The organism is Paenibacillus sp. sgz302190, assembly GCF_059820445.1.
This window is the reverse complement of sequence record NZ_JBZYAO010000030.1, coordinates 1-24,045: the sequence shown is the minus strand read 5'-3', so window position 1 is coordinate 24,045 and position 24,045 is coordinate 1. Positions and strand designations below refer to the sequence as shown.

Here is a 24,045-nt window from a genome sequence, read left to right as displayed (position 1 = left end):
GATACTTTTCAAGAACCGGTTGCCCCGAAGTCCGGAGCAACCGGCTTGGGGATTAAAACATGTCAAAGGTTATCGCCCTCGCCAATCAGAAAGGTGGCGTGGGCAGAACGATAGCAGCGATCAACCTCGGCAGTATGTGTCTACTTGACAGGGGGGCCTTCGCTAAGCACCATCTTCGAATGGTTAAGCAAGATTCTCTTCCGTTATTTCCACCGCTCCAAATGGAGGTTAACAAATTGCTCCATTGAGACTGGGCTTTGACCTGTTATTTTTTTCACCGTATCCGTGACCTGATCTTCTATGCCTTCTTCCCTGATGAATAGATCCAGTCCTGCGAGAGCAGCTGCATAGTCTTCCGGTAAACCCGCCTGCATCATGTTATTCTTCAGTTCTTCAACAGATAACGACTGATGCTGTATGGAGTGATCAAGGAATCGACTGATGATGTCAGCAACTTGCCCATAGGACAATGTCTCCGGCCCCGTAATGATATGTGCTGTATTATGGGGTACAACATCTGTAAGTGCATGGACGGCGACTGCTGCGATGTCATCTGCACTGACAAACCCGATTTTCCCGTTACCGGCAGCACTAAAGATTTTCTTACTCCGCTTTATCGTCTCTCTATGTGGTCCCTCTGTAAAATTCTCCATAAAATAAGACGGCCGCAAAACAGCCCATTCGGGAACGAGCTCCTTTAAGGTTTGATGTACCTTGCCAAATATAGGACCATCCTCATCTATGGAAGCGCTGCTGAGCAGAACAAATCGCTTAACACCCTCCCATAGCGCTTCCTGAATAAAGGGAATCATCACCTTCTCCGGATTCATGTCCAGTCCAGGCACAACAAGATATACATTGTTCACATTCTTCAGCGCGGCAGCAAACGTCGAGGAATTATACCAATCAAAGTGAACATAATCGTCGCCATGAATAGAAGTTGGCTTTTTTCTGCCTGCCATGCGAACTGGATACTGCTTCTCCCGTAACAAGGCTGCAATCCGGCTGCCCGTCTTACCATTGGCTCCTGTTATGAGTGTTAAAGGTCTATTTTCGATCATGTTTATTTCCTCCTAAAAAGTTCAGAACTATTATTTAGACTAATCGGTCTGAAAAGATGAAAAAATAAACGCCTAAGCGTTCATTTCGCAAGTCCAACCAGAGAACCGTGATCATGTGATGCCATTAATCTATAACTTTTAATGTCGTACGCACTAACTCTTGCAGCACTTCCGCGCTGGCACCGCTCTTAGCCGTGAAGGTCAGTGACAGGCGAGAATAATTCAGAAAACGGGCCAAGCCGGGTAATTCCTCTTCGGCATGCCGAAATTCACCATTATTGCGTCCGCGTACGAGCACTTCGTGAAAAGCGTCCTCCATTTGCTTGGTGCTGGCCTTTATAAATGCTGCAATTTCATGATTTTGTGGTGCCTGCTCGATTGCGCTATTGATAATAAAGCATTCATTGCGGCGTTCCTCGTCTGTTAGTACCTGAACGGCTTCTCCGAAAAGTTGTTCCAAGCCCTGCCGCACACTGGTGCATTCATTCAACAGTTTGATGCCAGCCTCTGTTTTCTGTTGAACATAAAATTTCAGCGCTGAGACGAATAAATCATGTTTGGTTCCATAGGTATCATATAAACTTTGCCGCGCTATGTTTAGCTCGTTTAACAGTAAGATTAATGAGGTGCCTTCATAACCGTAGGACCCGAATACAGCTGTTGCTTTTCGGAGAACACTTTCGGGATCAAACTCCTTGGCTCTTCCCAATTTCAGACCTAGCCTCCTTTCGTATGATATACATCATACACATTCTAGACTGATCAGTCAATAAAACGATGCGTTGATTTTTGACGAAATCTCATCTATGTCACGCTCACAACTTAGCAGGATATGGAAATGGCATTGGCGAATATAGAGTGGTGAAATCATTCAACTAACCCGGAGGTTAGCATGAAGGCTTGTCCAACTTGTAACAGTGACAAAATAAAACAAACAGATTCTATTTTAACCAGAATATTATTATCTATTTACATATTTTTAACCTTCCTATTTTTTATCGGAGGGATTCATTATGAAGCATTATTTGCTTTGATTCCTTTAGTTTTTCCCTATGTGAGCACCTGCCTCAATTGTAACAATACTTTTCTTAGAATATTACCTGAATGGAATAAGACAAGTAGTGTAGATAAGTATCTATTAGCAATCTTACCTTCAATACTTATGATTACATTATTAATCGCGTATTTTCCTAATACTGGTCTTGGTAGAATTATTTACTTACCGTTTATATTTCTTTTAAACAGCACAGTAATAGTTATTAGTTTTATAAAAACAAGATATTTGAATCGCGCTGCTTTTGTTTCTGGGGCAATACTGTTAACATTACTTTTTACAATAATATTTTATCCTCAAGAGAGCAGTCCACATGTTTTAAAGCAAATTTGGGTTGCTATCTTTGGCTAGTTCCTGTTAGGGCTAATGAGGAAAATGCGCGGCAGGATTTGCTGGAACAATTTGACGATGATCTATTGGAAAAGTGATGGTGAAATTGAATGAACGAATTTCAAACAAGACTACGCAAAACAACAGATCGTTCGGCTGCAAGTCAATCTAATGTTGATTCTCTTCATAGTTTAATTTCAAATACCCACCTCTTACATAAGACAATTGGCAATCAAGCTGTACAGCGAATGGTTAAAAATGTTTTCTCTGGTGCTGGTAGTGAAGTTTATGTTCAACGCTTGATGACGAATGTAGAGTTTGATGATGTTACAGATCCTTTGAATCCTACTATTAGCAAAGTAAGTATTGAAAGAGGGGAAGGAACAACAGGAGGTGCTCATAGTACGGCATTTGTCGTTTTCGAAGATGCTGCGATTCACGCTGTACACGGGAAAAGTTTTCAGACAGCGATTATTGCACTTCTTAATCTTTGTGATGCGATTAGAGAGCTTCCAAATTATAAGAAGGCAGATGCAACAGAACAAGGACAAATAGACGCGGCAATTACTAACATAAGTAACAACAACGATTATTCAAATCCTGGTACTGTTTCCGATCTTCGTAAAGGATCGGTTGTTCAAAATCTAATTAAGGAGTATATATTGCTTAGAAATAGCTTGCCAAATACACTGATTCCCAAGATTAGTGGCACGAAAGCGAAAGGTTCTTCAAAAAACGAAAAAACCGGTGCAAACGATATGAGTTCAGCAAATGATTCATTTGGGCTGGGAGAAAAAAACGCTGGTGGAAAATTCACAAAACAATTTCAATCAGGTTTATGGCAGACTTTCGATGAGAGGATCTTGCCTAAATATGATGCTAAGACGATAAAAGGTGAATATCTAAATAAAGTAGCTCAACAATTAGCCAATCATCTTATGTCTTGTATTCAAGCCTATCCCGAAATACCTGTTGATGTTCGTGAAAAATCATCGCAGTTCCTGGCTACTAAGGCTATTTTGCATTTAAGTAGGGTTTATAGTATGTTCTCTTTGAGCACCCATGCGGAGAAAGCATTATTTGATAAGATTCAAGCTTACTTTAAGTGATGCTTTTTGTGGGTGTAAGAATATCATGATAGGGTCAAGAAAGCTATAGCATGGGCTAAGAAAGGTGAAAATTCATATGATAATCATGATTAGGTTAAAGCATGAATAATCAACAGATCACTATCCAAGCAATGAAATACGGAAATCGTCTGCATTATAAATGGAATACTCGACTTCTAGAGAAGACAAGCACGTATATGGTTGTACTTGGCGAGCAGGGAAGGCAATTGCAGCATTTTACTAAGCAAAAAATTTTTACTATGGAAAACTGGACTATAGAGTTCTTTTCGTCGGAATTGTGGTTTACGGTTAGTGCTGACGTTGTAGATGGGGAAATTAATCAGTATTACTGCAATATCAATCAGCCTGCCCAAATCAACGGAAATGTTGTGTCTTTTGTGGATTTAGACCTTGATCTAGTCCAGAGAAACGGAGAGTGGAAGGTTGTTGACGAAGATGAATTTGAAAGTAATGCAATAAAATTTTCATACCCGGATGAATTGATTCAGAGGGCAAAACAAGAATTGGCTCATTTAAAGGAACGCATCAAAAATAGGGACTTTCCATTCGACGGTACCATTGAACGCTTTATTGAACGAATACCCAAATAAACGAAGTTCCGCCGCTGCGATGTATAATCGGTATTGATGTCGGAATTTTAATATCAATAAGTCGGGATATTACAAGGATTTTATTATAATATAAAATGTAAGCGCTTCAAAGGATATACCATCATAAAATCGGGAGGTGTAGAAACATGTTAAATGAATGGAGCAAAAATTACAAAGCTGCAATAACAAGTATTTTAGCAATTTGTATGGCGTTTTCATTTGGCATGAATGCGATGGCTAAGCAACAGACACAATCAAACTCTTATCGGACTGTTACGGAAATCGAAGATTGGGGCCCGGCAATTACGAAGTTGATTATTGATGTAGGCAAACCGATACCCAAGGGTTCGGTAACACCGGATACTTTCAAAGTGCATGTAGTAAGAAGCGACAGCAGGTTGAAAAATCCTTTTATCGAGGAAGGCGACCGGGTAGTCACTAAAGCTTACGTTGCTGATAAAAAGGGAAATCCTGCATTCAAAATGGGGAACTATGTCGTTCTGGAAATGCAGATTGGTCCGAGTATAACTTTAGGTTCAGGTATTAACTATGATTTGGCCGGAACAAGATTTAATGCATGGATTACGAACGAGTATACGATTACTCAACAGAAAGACATTCATACACCAGCGGGAAAAATTTCAGGGTTAGTTGTGAATACGTTTGCAGGTGGAACCAGGAAACTTGTAGATGAGTTTACAACCGGTAAAGCAACCAACGATAATATCACTTTGACGTATGCAAGCTATGTGCCGGCAAAAGACAACAAAAAAATCCGTTAATCATTTGGTTGCATGGCGCCGGAGAAGGAGGAACGGATCCAACCATTGCTATTGCCGGAAACAAGGCGGTCAATTTCGCCTCAAAAGAGATGCAATCCTATTTTAATGGAGCTTATGTGCTAGCGCCTCAGACACCGACTTTTTGGATGGATGGTTTAACGGGGTTTGGGGACGGCACCTCAAAATATGAGAAATCGCTGATGGCTTTGATTCAAAATTATGTTGCCGAACATAAAGATATTGATACTGATCGCATATATATCGGCGGCGACTCCAACGGCGGGTATATGACCATGCTGATGATTCGCGATTATCCCAACTACTTTGCAGCTGCGTTCCCAACCTGTGAAGCATTGAAAGATACACTTATCAGTGATGCGGATATTCAGACAATGAAAAACCTTCCAATCTGGTTCACGGCTGCAAAAACAGATCCGATCGTGCCTCCGGCTAACTTCGTCAATCCAACGTATGACCGGTTAATCCAAGCGGGAGCCCAAAATGTCCAAATCTCCTTGTTTGAGAATGTACATGACACTACGGGCTTGTATAAGAAAGCGGATGGCACGCCATACGAATACAATGGTCATTGGTCTTGGATTTATGTGTATAACAACGAATGCATAGCTGCAATAAACGGGAAAAAGATAACGATTATGGAATGGCTGGCTGCTCAATCATTAAAAAAATAGCGAAAGACTTTGACCCTTCTGCGATTTATGCAGATGGTATTATAGGAAAGCAACAAAAGGAGCTGTCTCGGCGCAGCTCCTTTTGTTTTGTTTTACATGGGGAGCCACAATTGTCATACAAAAAACATGTATTATTTTTACTTCTTGTGTTATTCTAGATTAATATAATTTTTGAGGTGAAGACTATGCAATCAACAGATGTCTCAAAGGGCCCTGCAACATTTTCAAGGACAAATCCGTTTCAAGCGAAAGTTCTCAAAAATGTAAATTTAAATGGAGCCGGTTCGAGTAAAGAAACTCGACATATCGAGTTGTCGTTAAAAGGATCTGACCTTTCCTATATCCCAGGCTATGCTCTTGGTATTATCCCTCAAAATGATCCGGAATTAGTGGCTTCCCTTCTTGAGGAAATGAAGTGGGATGAAGAAACACCAGTTATAATTAATAAGGAAGGCGATACACTTCCGCTGAAGGAAGCGTTAACCGCTCATTTTGAAATTACGCTGTTGTCGAAAAAGATTTTGCAGCAGGCTGTGGAATTCACAGAAAACGAAGAGCTGCGAAAGCTTTTGTTAGCTGAAAATGCCGACCAACTGAAAGAATATACCAATGGGCGTGATTTGCTCGATATGTTGCGCGATTTCGGTCCATGGAAAGCTTCGGCCGGGGAAATGGTCGCTCTTTTAAGAAAAATGACACCGCGGCTCTATTCGATTGCAAGCAGCATTGCCGCTCATCCTGAGGAAGTGCATCTAACGATCGGCGCTGTCCGCTATATGGCTCACGGACGCGAACGAAAAGGGGTTTGTTCTGTATTAGTTGCAGAACGCATTCAAGAAGGCGATACGCTTCCGGTATTTATTCAGCCCAATAAACACTTTCATCTGCCGGAATCTCCAGATAAAGATATTATTATGGTTGGTCCTGGGACAGGCATTGCGCCATTCCGTTCCTTTATCGAGGAACGTGCAGTGAATAAAGGAACAGGCAGATCGTGGCTATTTTTTGGAGACCAGCATTCAGCGACGGATTACCTTTATCAGGACGAGTTGGAAGAATATCAAAAAGATGGGGTATTGACAAGAATAGAGGCTGCGTTCTCCCGCGATGCCGCGCAAAAAGTATATGTACAACATAAAATGCTTGAGAACAGCAAAGAATTATTTGAATGGCTGGAAAAAGGAGCATACTTCTACGTTTGCGGAGATAAGCAAAACATGGCGAAAGATGTCCACAACGCGCTTATTGATGTAATTGAAAAAGAAGGTATGATGAACCGTGAAGCAGCCGAAGCGTATCTAAATGATATGCAAGAGCAAAAACGTTACCAACGTGACGTGTATTAAAATCTAAAGCTGTTAGCGGCGCTGCCGCATAATTTCAAAAAGAGTGACTTTATACCGCAATTAGCGGTCATTTGAAGTCACTCTTTTTTTGTATCCAAATAACTTTACAAAGGAAATCGAAGGATTGTCATATGTCATTAAAAATGAAAGCGTTTTATATTTGGAATTGAAATAAAAATAATCAAGAAAGGAGCGAAGGCGGCAGTTTTGATTTTATGAATAAAGCATCCAATAATTCAAGTGAAGGGAAGGTTATCATGAAAAGAAGCATGAAATGGGTCTCCGTTATTCAAAGCTATCTTCTTATCATGCTCGCTTCAGTTTTGATCGGAGCGGCAACTGTCAGTGCATCCAGCCAAACCTTAAATAACGATGAATTCTGGAAGGACACCTCGAACAATCCGATATACTCCCAGGGAGGCAACGTCCTTAAAGTTGGCAGTACGTATTATTGGTATGGGGTGAAATACAACGGCGCGGTCACTTATTACAATAATCCGACGAAGAAGAACAGCGATACGAAGTTCAGCGCGGTGACTTGTTATTCCTCCACGGATTTGGTTCATTGGACCTTCTGTGGAAATGTCATCACGGGCGCGACGGACGGCTCGACTTGGGATGCCAGCTGGTTAGGCAGACTTGGCGTCGTGTACAACACGAATACGCAAAAATACGTCCTCATTACGCAATATGTAGGTCCGGCCGGAAGCGGAATCGCCTTTGCTACAAGCGACACACCTACGGGTACATTTACTTTCGATCATGTTCAGACTTCTATCGGCAATGTCGTCAATAATATGTCGGGGGATCAGTCGACGTTTGTCGATGACGATGGCAAGGCTTATCTGATTTTCAGCAACACAAACGGCAGAACCCATCTTTATGTCTCTGAGCTGCGGGCTTCCGATTATTTGAACGTCGAGCCGGCAACGAATGTGTATAACAGTTCTTCCGGCGGCCGCGAAGGAAATGCTATGTTCAAATATAACGGGGTCTATTATTTATGCTCTTCGGACCTGCATGGCTGGAATGCTTCCCATACCTATTACATTACAGCCACGAATATAAAGGGGCCGTATTCGAGTGAATCCGTCATGAACGGCACCGATGCCGATTTCTCCCATGTTTCGCAAACCTCCATGTTCATCAAGGTACAGGGGACATCCGGCACGACTGTGCTGTTCGGCGGAGACCGTTGGAGCGATTTCGCGGGCAACGGAATCGGATACAACGAGTGGCTGCCGCTTTCCTTCAACGGTACGACGCCAACCTTCAACTCGCTGAGTCAGATCAACCTGGATGCGGCGGCCGGTACATGGAGTGTTGGAAGCGGTAACAACTACGTCATGAATCCAAGTTACGAGGCGGATCGCGTCTCGCAGAATGCATTGGCCGGTTGGCTGATCTGGAGTAATGTGTCGACGGACCCGAATTCCAATGTTTCCGGCGGACATACCGGAAACTGGGCCGCGACACAGTCGGCATCGAGTGCCTACAGCGCAAGCCGCTATCAAAATCTTTCCAATCTGCCCAATGGCACGTATACCTTGAAAGTATGGGTTAGAAGCAGCGGCGGTCAGTCAACAGCCCAGATTTTTGTGAAAAATTACGGGGGCGCCGAAATTGATTATCCGATCAATTCTGCAATCAGTTCCTGGACGCAGGTGACCATACCTAACGTTGCGGTTACAAACGGATCGGCGCAAATCGGCGTTTTCTCGGTAGCGGGCGCCAACAACTGGGTGAGGGTGGATGATTGGTCCTTCGTCAAGAATTGATTGATTGAGGCTTGAGAGATTCGAAACACAGACTATTGAAGAACGACAAAGTCCCAAAAGACGCCTCCAAAACCACTATACAAGTGGGATTGGGAGCGTCTTTTTGCATGCATATTCATGCCAGAGCAGGGGCACTCGGAGAGGGTGCTGAAGAATAAAAAGAAAATCCAAAGTTTATCCTCTTTGATCATCCGGTGTCATCAACTATTATTATATTGATACCCTGTTAGTCCTTTGCCGGAATGAAGCATAAAGGAGATAACCATCATGAAATTGTTGATTGTAGACGATGAGAACCGTACGCGGGACCTGCTGCAGCATTATATACCTTGGGAGGAGATCGGAATTTCTGAAGTGGAGACCGCCAAAAACGGTCAAGTCGCGATCGATGTGGCCAAGGTGCAGCGGCCGGATGTTATTCTGTGCGACGTGCGCATGCCCAAAATGAACGGCATTGATTTCGCCGCAGCTTATCGGCAAGAAGATCCGGCCTGCAAAATTATTTTCCTAAGCGGTTTTTCCGACAAGGAATATCTCAAATCGGCGATTCATTTGAAAGCGTTGTCATATTTGGAGAAGCCGATCAATCTGGAAGAGGTGCGCCGAACTGTGGAGGAGGCGGTGCAGCTGCGCCGCGAGGAGATCAAGAAGGCCGAGACTTACGGATTGCTGCAGGCGGATTTGGACCGCAGCCTGCCGATTTTGCGGCAGGAGATGGTTAGAAGGCTGGTTTCCAGTCCCTCGACCGGGCATACGCTGCAGGCTTTGCAAAATCGGGAAACCTTTCTCCTTCCCCTCAACGGCCCCTACACGGTGGCTGTTGCCACGCTATTCTGGAGCCCAACGGATCATCCCGAGAACCCGGTTATGGTGCAAGAGCGCATACTGGTCACGATTGGCCGGCATCCGTCGTTTCGGTCGCATCAGGTATTGACCGGCTTTGACGCCTCTCATGCCCTTGTCCTCATATTGCCCGGATGTTATGGAAGTTCCTATCAGGCAGGGCGGGAGTGGATCGAAGACATGCAGGCTGAGCTCAAAAGGATGGCAGGTCCGATGATCGAACTGCGGCTGGGGGTAGGGGGAGCAGCCGCGGAGCTTATGGACATCCCGCATGCGTACCGCCAGGCTGTTCATGCTGTCAGTTTTCAATTTTATACGAACGGCCAGGCCCCCGTGTTTGCCGACAAGCTGAGTCCGAGCGTTCCGCTTCATACGGATTGGGACGAAATACGCCGGCTGCGCAGCGAACTTCGCAAAGGCGACATCGATCTGGTGAAGGAGACGATCCGCCGCTGGACAGCCCGCGTCAAAGATGTGCAGGATCTTGATATCCCTCGGGTCAAGGATACCTATTTCCAAATGCTGCTCGCGATCATGGAGACCGCGGCTCAGCTTGGCGTAACCGAGCGTTCCGATAATGCCGAGCGGCGGTATATCTGGAAAGAAATCGACCGCCTCCCCAGCCTGGATTTGCTGGCAGCTTACCTGCTGTCCTCTGTCGAGTCTTTTGACATGAGCGCGGATGACGGCGCTGCGGGCACGGGAAAGCTGAGGGAGATTATCCGTTTTACACTTGCCCACTTTCATGAGAAAGGCTTTGGCATTCATGCGATTTCACAGCATGTCAAGCTTAGCGAGACGTATCTATGCTCTTATTTTAAGAAGCAGCGCGGTCAGACCATTAAGGAATTCATAACCGAAACACGCCTGGATAAGGCGAAGGAGCTGCTTCGCGATCAAGACATGAAGCTCCTGGAGGTGGCTTCCCGGTTAGGCTTTGCAGACGCGAACTATTTCACGACCTTCTTCAAACGATATGCGGGCGTGACGCCAAGCGAATACAGGGAGAAGCTGTCGAAAATGACAGGGAAAGTGTGACTCATGAAGAGACGGCTATCTTTCAGAAATCTGGGCATTCGTTACAAGTTGTTCTCCTCCTATGTGCTGGTCATCATGGTTCCTTTTTTGATACTCCTGTTTATCAATATCCAAACAAACCGGCAGGAAAGCAAGGATAATGCGCTGTATTTGGCGCGCAAGATGCTGGATGAAACCAATTCCTACCTTCAATACAAAAGCCAGGCCATTACGGAAGTGCTCAACTTTGTCGCTTTCAACAACCTGGTGCAGGAAAATGTGATCGCGGATTCCACGCCTTATCTTGACGTGAATTTGTGGCATATGAATGCGCTCCAATTGTCCCGGTTGGTGAATCAGTTTCGATACAATGAGGATATCGAAACGATTCAGCTCTATATGAAACAAGGACTGGCCGGAGCGACGGAAAATCCTGACTTTCTCAGTATCAGGAAGTTGGAGAATGAGCCATGGTTCCAACATTTTGCAAACGAGAATGCCGTGATTACCTGGCTGCCTTCTTCCGTGTTGGATGGCGACGCCGATCCCCAGGAGCTAAGCGTGATCCGCAAAATCCCTAATTCGCATAACCTTCAGCAATTCGACGGTTTGGTTCGTGCGCGCGTCACGAAAAGCGGCATTCAGAATGTTTTGGATCATGCTGTGCTAACCCAAAATACCTTCTCTCTGTTGTTTAACAAGCGCGGGGAAGTGCTCAGCGCCTCCAAGCATTTTCCCCTTACGTCCGAACAATCGGATGCGATCATTAATAAGTATAAGAGCTCCCCGAACGCGAACGATTGGAACGACCGCTATTCGATTGGCGGTCAGCGTTATTTGCTCGGTGTGCAGGAAATTCCCCGCACGGATATGGTGGTGGCGATGATTGTTCCCTATTCGGATATTTTGGCCTCCAGCAATAAGGCCCGGAATCGGACGATATGGATTTTTCTTCTCATTGTGCCTTTAATGCTGCCGTTGTCCTATTTGGTTACCAACCGGGCGACCAAGCGCATTCTCCGGCTGATCGCGCATATCCGCATGGTGAAGAACGGAAGATTCCCTCTGGCGCATCTGCCGGTCAGTGAGGATGAAATCGGCGAGTTGACCCGCAATTTCAATGAAATGGCCAATAATATATCCAATCTTATGGATGAAACGTTTTTGCTCGGGAGGGAAGTCAAGAACAAGGAGCTGCAGGCGCTGCAAGCTCAGATCAATCCGCATTTTCTATATAATACGCTGGATTTGATTAATGTCATGGCGATTGAATCGGGCGCCTCCGATATTTCGCGGGTTGTGGACGAGCTCGCGGTCTTTTACAAACTGAGTCTTTCCAGCGGAAAGGAATACGTCACACTGGGGAATGAGCTCAAGCATATGGAGGCGTACGTCCGCATTCAAAATATGCGCTTTGGCGGCGGTATTCGCCTGCAGATGGAAGTATCCAGAAATTTGTATGATTACCGGGTTCCGAAAATACTGCTGCAACCGCTTGCGGAAAATGCCATTCTCCACGGCATTATGGAGAAGGAGCCTGAGGAGGGAGCCATATGCATCTCCTCCTGGCTGGAGGACGGCGATCTTCTCATTGAAGTCGCGGATGACGGCGTCGGGATGGATGCCGAGCAGATGAACCATATTTTTAAAGAGAGAAGCAGCGGGAGCAAAGGAGGCGGCTATGGCGTCCGCAATATCCAGGAGCGGCTGCGGATCGCATACGGTGCGGTGTACGGTTTGAAATTTCAAAGCGAACCCGGCAAAGGGACCCGTGTCCTGATTCGGCTGCCCGCTCAGATCGAAGCTTAGAAATTCAAAGGTTTTCATAGGTTTAACCGCTACTTGCGAAGCTGCCGTCCCTTTACAATAAAGACACAGATAAATGTTGTTCTAAGAAAAGGGATGGAGGGTGATGGACTTGGGCGTAATCCGCGAGCTTCGGGTGAGATGGCCGTTATATTTGATGTTTCTCCCGATCGCCATTTATTTTATCGTCTTTGCCTATGTGCCGATGGCCGGCATTGTGATGGCTTTCAAGGAGTTTAACTACAAAGACGGGATTTTTCTGAGTCCCTGGAACGGACTGGAGAACTTTCATTACTTTTTTTCTTCAGGCAAAGCGTGGCTCGTGACGAAAAATACGATTGTTTACAATGCCGTGTTTCTTGGCGTCTATACCGTATTCTCGATTTTGTCCGCTGTGCTTATTTCCGAAATTTACACGAATTGGTTTAAAAGAATAGCGCAAACCTTTATGTTTCTCCCCTACTTCATTTCCTGGGTCACGGTTTCCGCGTTCGTCTACAACTTTCTGAATTACGAATACGGCATTGTCAACCGGATACTTGGTTTTTTCCACATGGAGCCGATCGACATTTACTCCACGAGCTCGTACTGGTATTTGCTCCTGCCGATCCTGTATGTCTGGAAATGGGTTGGATTCGGCAGTGTGCTGTACCTGGCGGCGATCGTCGGTATCGATCAGGAGATTTATGAAGCGGCGACGATCGATGGCGCAACGCGGTTCCAGAAAATTTTCAAAATCACGCTGCCTCTTCTCAAGCCGACTATGATTATTTTGCTTTTGCTCGGACTTGGGCGGATTATGCGCGGCGAGTTCGATATGTTCTTCCAGTTGATCGGCAACAACGGGTCGCTGATGGATGCAACCGATATTATTGACACGCTGGTGTTCCGCTCGCTGGTAGGATCTCTGGACTTCGGCATGGCATCTTCCGTGGGCTTCTATCAATCAGTGCTGACCTTGATCATCATCCTGACCGCCAATTATCTGGTCAAGCGTTATGAGCCTGAGCAAGCCCTGTTCTAGGAGTCTGTCCGATGAAGTCCGTGGAAGGTATGCACAAAAGCAGCTCCGTCGGACAGACTCCTAGGCCTATCCTGCAGAAAGCGAGTGAACGTACATGGAAGCCAATGTTAAGTCCTATGAATCGGCGGTTCCTGCCGCGAACCGGCCAACCTTGAAAAAGGGCGGGCCGCAGCAGGACCGGTTGTTTCAATCGATTTCCTACACGCTGGTCAGTCTGATTGCGCTATTCTGCTTGATTCCTTTTATCGTCATGCTGGCGGGCTCTTTTTCCTCCGAGGCTTCGGTGCTGAAGGACGGATACTGGTTCTGGCCCCGCTCTTTCTCCGTTGAAGCATACAGGATCATCTTCCGTTATCCCGAAGACGTGTTGAATGCTTTCAAGGTAACACTGCTCACGACGGTCATCGGCACAGCGATTTCCCTGTTCATATCGACGATGGCAGCTTATGTGCTGTACCGCAAAGAAGTGAAGTACCGCAACGGTTTGGCGTTCTTTCTGTTCTTCACGACGCTGTTCAACGGGGGACTGGCCCCTTATTATTTGTGGATCAGCAGCGATCTTCATTTGAAAAACACTTATCTCGTGCTGCTGCTCGTTCCGATGTTTAACGTGATGTATGTGCTGATTCTCAGAAGTTTCATCAGCAGCAGTATACCCGAGCCGCTTGTCGAGTCGGCGCGCATTGACGGGGCGGGGGACTTCCGGATTTTTTTCCAAATGGTGCTTCCGCTTAGCAAACCGGCTTTGGCTTCCATCGGTTTGTTCACGGCGCTCGCCTACTGGAACGATTGGTGGACGGCCATGATGTTTACAGACAAACCGCAGTATGTCACCCTGCAGTATTTGCTCTACAAAATGCTGTCTTCGATCAATCTCTCGTCTGCGATGGCCCAGCACGTAACGACCAACGATCCGAAGGAAACATTCAAGCTGGCGCTTACCGTCATTACGACGGTGCCGATTGCGATTGTCTTCCCGTTTGTCCAAAAATATTTTGTCAAAGGTGTCACGATCGGCGCTGTCAAAGGCTAAACGGCACGGCATTATGGCAAATCTCCCGTTAGGGGATTTATATAAATTTTGTCAAAAAAGGGAGGTCTTTATTTTGAAAAGTCTCAAAAAGTTTACACTGCTCTCTGTGCCGTTGGTGCTGACGTCTGCGATGTTCTTGTCGGCCTGTTCCTCGAGCAACAATGCTTCGAGCAGTCCGGCAAAGTCGGAGGCGCCCGGTCAAACCGCCGCCGCCGGTGCGTCGACGAGCAAGATCGATCATTCCAAAGAAGTGAAGATCGTCGGTTACTTGCTCGGCGAAGCGCCCAAGGGGATGCCGGAGGTGCTCAGCGCGATCAACGCCAAGCTTAAGAAGGACATCAACGCAACGCTGGAAATCAATTATATCGGTTGGGGAGACGTAGCGTCCAAATATCCGCTGATGCTTGCTTCCGGCGCCGATGTGGATTTTGTTTTTGCCGCCGATTGGAACTTCTATGTGTCTGAAGCGACCAAAAACGCATTCCTGAAGCTGGATGAGAACATGTTGAAAACCTATATGCCGAAGCATATGGCCAAACTGCCGCCGGAAGCGATTACGGCCGCCAAGGTGAACGGCAATGTGTTCATGGTGCCGACCTCGACGCCGGACCGCAAGGTCAATGTGGCGCTGTTCCGCAAAGACATTATGGACAAAGCCGGCATAAAGGAATTTAAAAAGTTCTCGGACATTGAACCGTATTTGGCGGAAGTGAAAAAAGATTACCCGGACATGATTCCTCTGAATCTCGAGTCGCAATACGATTTGCCGACACCGTATCAAACCTTGCTGCAAGAGAAGGTCGGTTGGGCCGGGGCGCCTTTCGATTCCGGCGATCCGATGGCCCAAGGGATCACCTCCGATTTTGACGATTCGACCGGCAAGATCGTCGGCATGACGGAAGAGCCGTTCCTGAGCGCTCAGAAATATGCGGCGACTGTCATGAAGGACTGGTATGACAAAGGCTACATTAACAAGAACCCTTACGCCAACAAGGTGCGTTCCAAGGATAATTTTGTAGCGGGAAAAACGGGCGTTGCTTTCGGCAACTCCATCGATGTCGCTGCCGTCATGACGAGCGCCAAGGAGAAGGGCATCGACGTCTACGTCAAGCCAATGCTGTATCCGTCGGGCAAAGTTTCGCAAACGAGCTGGATCAACAACGGGATTGCGGTTGCGGCCAACTCGAAAAATCCGGAACGCACGCTGGAAGCGCTTGATTTATTGATGGAAGACCCTGCCTATGTATATCTGGCTTATTTCGGCGTTGAAGGGAAGAACTATATGATTACAAGCGACGGCAAAATCGGCCTGCCTGCCGGCGTGACCAGCGAATCCAATACGTATCCTCCGGATGCAGCTGGCTTCTGGTTCGTGAACAAAGATTTGTTCAAGCCGATGGCGACCTGGACGGACAGCTATATTGCACTGAACGGCAAAATCAAAGATTATTTGAAGCCTGTGCCATACCTGGGATTCACCTTTAACTCGGAAAGCATCAAAACCGAAGTCGCCAATTTGAAAAACGTGTCCACTCAATATGCCCAGCCGATTTATTTCGGAGCCGTGAAAAATGTGGACGAGGCGTTTGACACGCTCGACAAAAAGCTGAAAGCAGCCGGCATTGACAAGGTCAAAGCCGAGGTCGAGAAACAGGCCGCCGCGTTCTTGGCCAACAAGAAGTAGCCGGCGCTGCAATTGGATAAAGACTCTCTCTCAGTTCGGGAGAGTCTATTCTTTTGCCTTTTTTTCAGGATAGCGACAAGCGAGGAGGGAAATTTTAAATGCCAGCGTACCGTATTGACGCCAGTCAGGATTTTAAAGCGATTGATGTGGATAAAAACTACATGCAGGGAAGCAGCCTGACCGGCGAGCACATTCGCTTTAACAACTATTTCATGGAAAAAAACGGCCATCCTTTTTTTGGCATCTGTGGCGAATTTCATTACAGCCGGTATGACGAGCATGCATGGGAAGACGAGATTGTCAAAATAAAAATGGGCGGCGTGAACATCGTCTGCACCTATATTTTTTGGAACGTGCATGAGGAAATTCAAGGCTTATTCGAATGGGGCGGACGCCGAAATCTGCGGCGGTTCGTCGAGCTTTGCGGCAAGCATGGCCTGTACGTCATCATCCGCATCGGGCCTTTCGATCATGGGGAAATCCGCAACGGCGGCTTGCCGGATTGGCTGTTCGGCCGGCCCTTCGATGTGCGCTCCAATGACGAAGGTTATTTATTCTTCGCCAAGCGGCTTTATGAGCAAATCAGCTCGCAGGTGCAGGGATTGCTGTTCAAGCAGGGCGGGCCGATTATCGGCACGCAGATTGAGAACGAGCACGGCCACTCTGCCGCGCAATGGGCTCTGATGACGGGCATCAGCAATGAGTGGCTGACGCGCGGGGAGGACGGTGAAGCCCATATGCTGAAGCTGAAAGAAATGGCGATTAAAGCCGGCATCGACACGCCGTTGTACACTTGTACGGCATGGGGAGGCGCTAACGCTCCGGCCGCCGAGATGCTGCCGCTGTGGGGCGGATATTCCCACTGGCCCTGGATTTATTACGAACATGACCGTTTCGGCGATATGCGCGAGCATCCGGCGACGCCGGAATATATATTCCGAGACAAACATAACAATCACATTCCGGTCAGCTACAACTTCGAGCCGGGATACACGCCCGAGGATTATCCGTATGCCTGCTGCGAGATGGGCGGCGGGATGACGCCGTTTTACAAATACCGTTTCGATTTTCCTTATGTCAGTGTATCGGCGATGACCGGCATCAAGGTGGCGGAAGGCTGCAATTTGATCGGGTACTATATGTACCATGGCGGCTCGAACCCCACCGGGAAGCGCGATGTGTTTCTCAACGATCTGGCAACGCCGAAAATTTCCTACGACTTTAACGCCTGCATCGGGGAATTCGGCCAAGTGCGCGAATCGTATCACCGTACGCGGCTGCAGCATTATTTTTTCCGGACTTTTGAGAAATGGCTGTGCCGGACCAAGACGATACTGCCCGGCGATACGTCGAAGATGGAACCGGCCGATACGGATACGCTGCGCTGCGCGGTTCGGGCGTCTGAGGGCTCGGGACTCCTGTTCCTGAACAACTATCAGGACCATGTACAGACACACGCTCTGAGCGTGGCGGACGGCGTGACCGTTGTCACCAAGGATAGGGAGATTCGCTTTCCCGCCGAAGGAGCTCTGACGTTGGACAAAAATAGCTATGCGATGCTGCCCTATCGGTTTGACCTGGAAGGCATAGTGCTGGAACATGCCATGGCGCAGTTGATCAACCGGCTGGAAGTTGACGGGGCTTCCTATTATTTCTTCGCTTCGCCGAAGGGGATGCAGCCGGAATATGCCTTTGAAACTTCCTCGCTGGCAGGTTTTGAAGCCGGATCGGGGGAGATTTTCGAGCGTGATGGGTTGACGGTTGTACGACCCGCTGCGGGGAATGCCGCGCCTATCTTGCTAACGTCCGCTGCCGGACGCAGTGTGCGCCTGATTACGCTCACCGACGAGGAGAGCCTCGGCTTCTGGCAGACAGCAGTCTGGGGAAGCGAACGCGTTATTCTTACGGATTGCAATCTGCTCGTCAGCGGCGATGAGGTGAAGCTGGAAGCGACCGGAGCGGAAGAAATTGCGCTTCGCGTATTTCCCGATTTTGACGGGCTCGACCTTATCAACGGGGGCGAACTGGTGGAGCGAAAGCAGGAAGGGCTCTTTACGGCGTACCGGTTCCGGGTGCCTCACCGGGAAATCGGTTTTGAGCTCAAGCGGGTGAAGGATGACAAGGCCGTGCTTTCGTTTTCGCCGGATGCCTTCGTCGGCATCAAGGAGGCGCTGCTGCGGATCGATTACACGGGAGATATCGGCTACGCCTTTATCGACGGCGATTTGATTAACGATAACTTTAGCAATGGAAAAACGTGGGAAATCGGACTGAAGCAATTCAGCGAGAGGCTGCTTCAGAAAGGAATGTACCTCTACATCTCGCCGATCCGTAAGGGCAGCACCGTCGCCAGCCATACGACGATGGCCGGCTGGAGCGAGAACGCGGAGGAGTCGATCGCGGAATTGAAAGGCATCGCCGCCGTGCCTGTATACGAACTTACGCTGCAGAAAGGTTGACCCCCATGAAGGATAAAAGTCAAGACGTCCGGATATGGCCGTCCACCTACCGAGGCTGGCTGTCGCTTGTGCTGGAAACGGAAGTAATCCGCGTTGAACTGATTCCCGGGCTGGGGGCAAAAATCGTCTCGCTGCGCTATAAACCGGCGGACAGGGAGTGGCTGGTGGACGCCGGCAGCCGCAAGCTGCTCCGGCCGGCCTACGGCTCTCCCTTTGGCGAAGCGGATATGAGCGGGTGGGACGAATGCTTCCCGACGATTAATCCCTGCTTCGCGGATGCGGAGGGGCGCTGTCCGCTGCCCGACCATGGCGAAGTGTGGGCGCTGCCCTGGGATTACTCGTACACCGGAGAACAGGTCTCCTGCTCGGTGGAAGGCTTGGCGAAGCCTTATCGGCTTACGCGAAAGCTGTCTTTTGCCGCCGCCGATACACTGCGGATGGACTACAGCGTTGCGAATCAGGGCAGCGATCCGCTGCCGTTTCTCTGGGGGCCGCATCCGCAGTTCGCCGTTCCGGAGCCGACGAATCTCGTATTGCCTCCTTCCGTCCAAGAGGTGCTTTGCGTCTTCGGAGGCTTGAGCCAAACCGCCGGCCGGTCCTATCCGTGGGCGGAGCAATTGCTGGTAACGGAACGGCAGACGGGGAACGGCCGCAAGTATTATGTGCCCGGCATTCATGAGCAGGGCTGGTGCGGTCTGACCGGTGTAATAAGCGGGAACTGGCTCCGCATGGAATGCGATCCGGCGCGGGTTCCCTATCTCGGCATCTGGATCGATGAGGGAATGGGCAACGATCGCAATGCGATTGCATTGGAGCCGTCGATCGGCTTCTACGACAGTCTTGACCGGGCGAGAGACAATGGCACGGCGCAGGTCGTTCAGCCCGGCGAAGCTTGGGATTGGTCGATATCGGTCCGGCTCGGAACCGGCGGGATCGGCGAAGGGTTCGTCGTGGAAGCTTGACTGTCACGGGGTTGGGAAAACGCCGGATTCACCGGGAGCAAGTCCCTTGCGGACCTCCCAGGAGTCTGTCCGATGAACTCCGTCGGACAGACTCCCATGCGCCGATTCACTGCCATCGGTAATTGCAAACGGTCTATTGGCGAATGAAGGCGGCTGCCGTACACATATACGATCAATTGAAGGAGGGTTTATTTTGACGCTATACGCACAACCTGAGCAATCGTTCCAAGGGGTCCGAATATGGGAAGAGGATGTCGTCATCCCGACTTACGGCGTCGGAGAGCCTGACCGCAATCCGATGTTTCTGGAAAAGCGGGTTTATCAGGGAAGCTCCGGAAAAGTTTATCCGCACCCGGTCATTGACCGGATTGAAGATGAGAAACGGCCCCAAAGCTACCGCATGGCCATTTTGGAGAATGAGTATGTTCGTATTGAGATTATGCCCGAACTGGGCGGGCGCATTTACCGGGCGCTGGACAAGACCAATCAATACGACTTTGTCTATTACAACCGGGTCATCAAGCCTGCCTTAGTCGGATTGGCCGGACCCTGGATTTCAGGCGGGATCGAATTCAATTGGCCGCAGCACCACCGTCCGAATACGTACGGTCCGGTCGAGTACAAGCTTGAGGAGAACAAGAACGGCAGCGCAACGGTGTGGGTAAGCGAAATCGACCGCATGTACGGCACGAAAATGACGGCCGGCTTTACCCTGTATCCGGGCAAGGCATATCTGGAAATATCGGCCCGTCTGTACAACCGGACAGCGGAGCCGCAAACTTTCCTCTGGTGGGCCAACCCTGCGGTGGCGGTTAACGATCATACGCAGTCCGTTTTTCCGCCCGATGTTACCGCTGTATTCGATCACGGCAAACGTGACGTATCCCGATTTCCGATTGCTACGGGCACGTATTACAAAATGGATTATTCCGCAGGCGTCGATATTTCCCGCTATCGCAATATTCCGGTGCCGACCTCCTATATGGCTTACAAGTCCGATTATAACTTTGTAGGCGGGTACGATCACGGCGTTCGGGCCGGTCTCCTGCATGTGGCCAATCATCACGTATCTCCGGGCAAAAAGCAGTGGACCTGGGGCAATGGCGAGTTCGGCCAAGCCTGGGACCGCAATCTGACGGACGAAGACGGTCCGTATATTGAACTGATGACCGGCGTCTTCACGGACAATCAGCCCGATTTCACCTGGCTTGCGCCTTACGAGGAGAAATCGTTCACCCAATATTTTATGCCTTACAAGAACATCGGTGTTGTCAAAAACGCGACCATTGAAGCGGCAGTCAATCTGGAGGTCGACGACCGGACGCGCAAAGCGCTCGCTCAGGCCTATGCGACTTCGCTCTACGAAGGAGCGGTCATTGAGCTGAAAGGGAAGCGGCGGTCCTACTTCAAAGAAACGGCGGCGCTATCCCCGTTATCCACCTTTGAATTGGCTGTTCCCCTGGAGGATGACGACCAAGCGCATGAGTTAACCATTACTGTTCATAGCGCCGATGGACGGCTGTTGGTTTCCTACCGGCCCGCAGCGCCGTCCATCGAAGAAGTGCCGGAAGCCGCCAAACCTTTGCCGGAGCCGCATGAACTGCGCACGAATGAACAGCTTTACCTGGCAGGTCTGCATCTTGAGCAGTACCGTCACGCGACGTTCGAGCCGGAAGCTTACTATTTGGAAGGCTTGAAGCGGGATGAGAGCGATATTCGGATCAATATCGCATACGGCACGCTGCTGCTGCGGCGAGGGCAGTTTTCCCAGGCCGAAAAGCATTTTCGCACGGCAGTAAAATCGCTGAACTGGCGCAACGCGAATCCGTATGACGGCGAGGCTTACTACCAGCTTGGCCTGTCGCTAAAGCTGCAGGGGCGAAACCGCGAGGCGTTTGCCGCTTTGTACAAGGCGACGTGGTCGGGAGCCTGGCAGGACGCCGGCTTCTTTACGCTCGCCCAGATTGCCGCATCCCAGGGGGGGATCGAGGAGGCTTTCGAGCTTGTCGGCAAGTCTCTGGTCCGAAACGCCCATAATTTCAAGGCACGCCATCTCAAGGCGGCGCTGCTGCGGAGACGGGGATGCCGGACAGAAGCTGCCGATTTTGCGAGAGAAACGCTGCAGATCGATATCGCCGACTTTGGCGCCGGAAACGAACTTATGCTGGCGTTGCAAGAAGCCGGGGATGAGGCCGGTGCGTCGGAGGCCGGAGAGGAATTGCGGCGTTTGCTGCACGGCAGCGCGCACAATTATTTGAACTTGGCGTCCGATTATGCGTTCGCCGGACTGTTGAAAGAAGCGATTGAGGTGCTGAACCGAATCGCGCCGAGCGCCTCGGCAGCAGCCTATCCGACGGTTCACTACGCGCTTGCCTATTTGCACGAGCTTTCCGGCCATCCGGAGTTGGCTTCGCAGCATCGGGAAGCCGGGCAGGCGGCGGCACCGGGCCTTTGCTTTCCCAACACCCTGTTCGAGCTGCTGGCGCTGGAAAGCGCGGTTTCCGCCAATGCTGCGGATGACAAGGCGAACTATTATTTGGGGAACTGGTACTACGACAAGAAACGGCATTACGATGCCGTCCGGGCTTGGAAGGCCTCGCGCGAAGCTAACGGCGCTTTCGCGACCGTTCACCGCAATTTGGCGCTCGCTTTTTATAACAAGCTGGGCGATTCGGAACGCGCCCTGCAATCGCTGGAGCGTGCATTTGCTCTCGGGCAGGACGATGCCCGCGTATTCTACGAGCTGGATCAGCTTTATAAGAGGCTGGGCCATCCGGCTGAGACGCGTTTATGTGCCCTCCAGGCGCATATGCCGCTTGTTGAGAAACGCGACGATTTGTACGTTGAGTATGTAACGCTTCTCAACCAATTAGGGCGGCACCGGGAAGCTCTGCAGGCGCTGGACGTTCGGAACTTCCACCCGTGGGAGGGAGGCGAAGGCAAGGTCACCGGCCAGCATGTGCTGGGACATGTGGAAGCTGCTAAGCAGGACTTGGCGGAGGGTCGGTATGCGGAAGCGCTTGTCCGTTTGCAAACGGCGCTTGTGTATCCGGATAACCTGGCTGAAGGCAAGCTGGAGGGCGCGCAGGAGAATCATGTGTACTACTTCATGGGGCTTGCTCTCGAGGGCATGTCTAAGACGGCCGAAGCGGAAACGTGCTTCCGCCGAGCGTCTCAGGGCTTGGAGGAACCGACGAGCGCGATGTATTACAACGATCAGCCGCCGGAGATGATTTTTTATCAGGGACTCGCCTGGAGCAAGCTGGGCGTAGAAAAGGAAGCGAAGCGCAGGTTCAACAAGCTGATCGACTATGCGGAAAAGCATCTGCATGATGACGTGAAATTTGACTATTTCGCGGTTTCTTTGCCGGATTTCCTAGTGTTCGAGGACGATTTGGACAAGCGCAACACAATTCATTGCCGATTTATGAGAGGCCTCGGCCTGCTTGGTCTCGGCAAAATGGAAGAAGCGAAAGCGGAGCTGGAAACGGTTCTGGCGATGGATGTCAATCATGGCGGAGCGCGGATACACAGGGCTATGACGAAGTCTTGACCTGTTGTAACTGCTTGTCATGAGACGGCCTATTGCAGTCCCTTTTGCGCTTTTCTGTATGATTTTTCGCATACAAAAGTCATTTTTACCGTTGTAGGCACGATTCTGTTCGATTTTTCACACCTATTTCTCGATTTTACGAAATCAGTGCAATTTCTGTATGAAATTTCGAACAGATTTCCACGATTCGCAAGTGGCAGCGGTTGGCAGATCGGCTCATAAGCTTTCCTGAACCCCCGGTTCGAGAACCGGAGGGGTTCGTATACAAGAAAACCGGGACTCTAATGGGGTCCCGGTTTTTGGCAAACGAAGATTCGAGGAACATCCGCGGCCCGGCGTCATGAAGGAGGTATTCGCACAATTTTCCGGCGCTATCAGGACGTTTGTGCACGACATGGCCATGTGGTCGGCCGACCGCCGTCATGCAGCGCAACACCGTGCGCTGGGAACTGCGCGCTCGGTGCGGTTGTACCGGCTGGCGTCGGCACAGCGGCTCTTTCCTGATGCGCGCCTCTCCGGCGCGGGTTACAGCGCTGCACGGCGGGTGGACATGAGGCCGCTTGCCAGGCCGGTCCGGGAGAAAGCCTGCGAAAGTCAGGCTGTCGAGCCACAAAGCGCCTGGCTGCGCGAAGAAAACCTGCAAAAGTACATCTTTTTGCACCTAAAAGCGCTTGCTGGGAAAAATTCCTGCAAATCTGCAGTTTTTTTCGCTCATATTCAAGCTCAACCCCATCAGGAGCGGAAATTCCTGCACAATTGCAGGCTTTTCCTCCAAACGAACCGTTTCCAGCGCAAAAACCCACTAGCTTTGCATCAAACCTGACATGAAAAATTTGTTTCAAAATGTTCCTAAAACTGTATTTTATTGATGCTTTTTGTCTGGCGGATAATTAAAAAATCT

Annotated in this window: 17 protein-coding genes and 1 pseudogene; 16 read left to right on the top strand and 2 right to left on the bottom strand. The window is 49.3% G+C overall.

What is annotated here, in order from left to right:
• The first annotated feature begins 59 nt into the window (after window positions 1–59).
• Window positions 60–248 carry an AAA family ATPase gene (locus AC6RNO_RS26160; RefSeq protein ID WP_497107283.1) on the top strand — a complete coding sequence of 63 codons (189 nt, stop codon included), beginning with the start codon at window positions 60–62 and terminating at the stop codon, window positions 246–248.
• On the opposite strand, the gene AC6RNO_RS26155 is transcribed toward AC6RNO_RS26160, so the two are convergent.
• A complete protein-coding gene (locus AC6RNO_RS26155) occupies window positions 204–1,058 on the bottom strand; it encodes an ergot alkaloid biosynthesis protein (protein ID WP_497107321.1) in 855 nt (284 codons plus the stop codon). The two genes, AC6RNO_RS26160 and AC6RNO_RS26155, sit on opposite strands and share 45 nt — an antisense overlap.
• A gap of 127 nt (window positions 1,059–1,185) precedes the next feature.
• Complete coding sequence (locus AC6RNO_RS26150; RefSeq protein ID WP_497107282.1) at window positions 1,186–1,770, bottom strand: TetR family transcriptional regulator; 585 nt, start codon at window positions 1,768–1,770, stop codon at window positions 1,186–1,188.
• Window positions 1,771–1,953: 183 nt separating this feature from the next.
• Between AC6RNO_RS26150 and AC6RNO_RS26145 the strand changes: the two genes are divergently transcribed.
• The 15 genes and pseudogenes from AC6RNO_RS26145 (at window position 1,954) to AC6RNO_RS26075 (ending at window position 23,967) form a co-directional block, all read left to right on the top strand.
• Window positions 1,954–2,466, top strand: coding sequence for a hypothetical protein (locus AC6RNO_RS26145; RefSeq protein ID WP_497107281.1), 513 nt, complete (start codon window positions 1,954–1,956; stop codon window positions 2,464–2,466).
• A gap of 89 nt (window positions 2,467–2,555) precedes the next feature.
• A complete protein-coding gene (locus AC6RNO_RS26140) occupies window positions 2,556–3,554 on the top strand; it encodes a hypothetical protein (protein ID WP_497107280.1) in 999 nt (332 codons plus the stop codon).
• 101 nt (window positions 3,555–3,655) lie between these two features.
• Window positions 3,656–4,165, top strand: a complete 510-nt coding sequence (locus AC6RNO_RS26135; RefSeq protein ID WP_497107279.1) for a DUF402 domain-containing protein — start codon at window positions 3,656–3,658, stop codon at window positions 4,163–4,165.
• Between the two features lie 206 nt (window positions 4,166–4,371).
• Window positions 4,372–5,639 (top strand): annotated as a pseudogene (locus AC6RNO_RS26130) (prolyl oligopeptidase family serine peptidase).
• A 176-nt stretch (window positions 5,640–5,815) separates the two neighbouring features.
• A complete protein-coding gene (locus AC6RNO_RS26125; RefSeq protein WP_497107278.1) occupies window positions 5,816–6,985 on the top strand; it encodes a sulfite reductase subunit alpha in 1,170 nt (389 codons plus the stop codon).
• A 257-nt stretch (window positions 6,986–7,242) separates the two neighbouring features.
• On the top strand, window positions 7,243–8,763 hold the full coding sequence (locus tag AC6RNO_RS26120) for a family 43 glycosylhydrolase (protein ID WP_497107277.1): 1,521 nt from the start codon (window positions 7,243–7,245) through the stop codon (window positions 8,761–8,763).
• Between the two features lie 267 nt (window positions 8,764–9,030).
• Window positions 9,031–10,644 carry a response regulator gene (locus AC6RNO_RS26115; RefSeq protein ID WP_497107276.1) on the top strand — a complete coding sequence of 538 codons (1,614 nt, stop codon included), beginning with the start codon at window positions 9,031–9,033 and terminating at the stop codon, window positions 10,642–10,644.
• Window positions 10,645–10,647: 3 nt separating this feature from the next.
• Complete coding sequence (locus tag AC6RNO_RS26110) at window positions 10,648–12,432, top strand: histidine kinase (RefSeq protein ID WP_497107275.1); 1,785 nt, start codon at window positions 10,648–10,650, stop codon at window positions 12,430–12,432.
• A 103-nt stretch (window positions 12,433–12,535) separates the two neighbouring features.
• Window positions 12,536–13,453 (top strand): ABC transporter permease, encoded by a 918-nt coding sequence (locus tag AC6RNO_RS26105; protein WP_474681278.1) that lies wholly within the window; start codon window positions 12,536–12,538, stop codon window positions 13,451–13,453.
• A 94-nt stretch (window positions 13,454–13,547) separates the two neighbouring features.
• Complete coding sequence (locus AC6RNO_RS26100; protein ID WP_497107274.1) at window positions 13,548–14,486, top strand: ABC transporter permease subunit; 939 nt, start codon at window positions 13,548–13,550, stop codon at window positions 14,484–14,486.
• A gap of 73 nt (window positions 14,487–14,559) precedes the next feature.
• Window positions 14,560–16,170: an ABC transporter substrate-binding protein gene (locus AC6RNO_RS26095; protein ID WP_474681276.1), complete on the top strand. Its 1,611-nt coding sequence runs from the start codon at window positions 14,560–14,562 to the stop codon at window positions 16,168–16,170.
• A 98-nt stretch (window positions 16,171–16,268) separates the two neighbouring features.
• Window positions 16,269–18,629 (top strand): beta-galactosidase, encoded by a 2,361-nt coding sequence (locus AC6RNO_RS26090; RefSeq protein WP_497107273.1) that lies wholly within the window; start codon window positions 16,269–16,271, stop codon window positions 18,627–18,629.
• Between the two features lie 5 nt (window positions 18,630–18,634).
• Window positions 18,635–19,591 carry an aldose epimerase family protein gene (locus AC6RNO_RS26085; RefSeq protein ID WP_497107272.1) on the top strand — a complete coding sequence of 319 codons (957 nt, stop codon included), beginning with the start codon at window positions 18,635–18,637 and terminating at the stop codon, window positions 19,589–19,591.
• 193 nt (window positions 19,592–19,784) lie between these two features.
• On the top strand, window positions 19,785–23,144 hold the full coding sequence (locus AC6RNO_RS26080) for a DUF5107 domain-containing protein (RefSeq protein WP_497107271.1): 3,360 nt from the start codon (window positions 19,785–19,787) through the stop codon (window positions 23,142–23,144).
• 340 nt (window positions 23,145–23,484) lie between these two features.
• Window positions 23,485–23,967, top strand: a complete 483-nt coding sequence (locus AC6RNO_RS26075; protein WP_497107270.1) for a hypothetical protein — start codon at window positions 23,485–23,487, stop codon at window positions 23,965–23,967.
• Window positions 23,968–24,045: the final 78 nt, after the last annotated feature.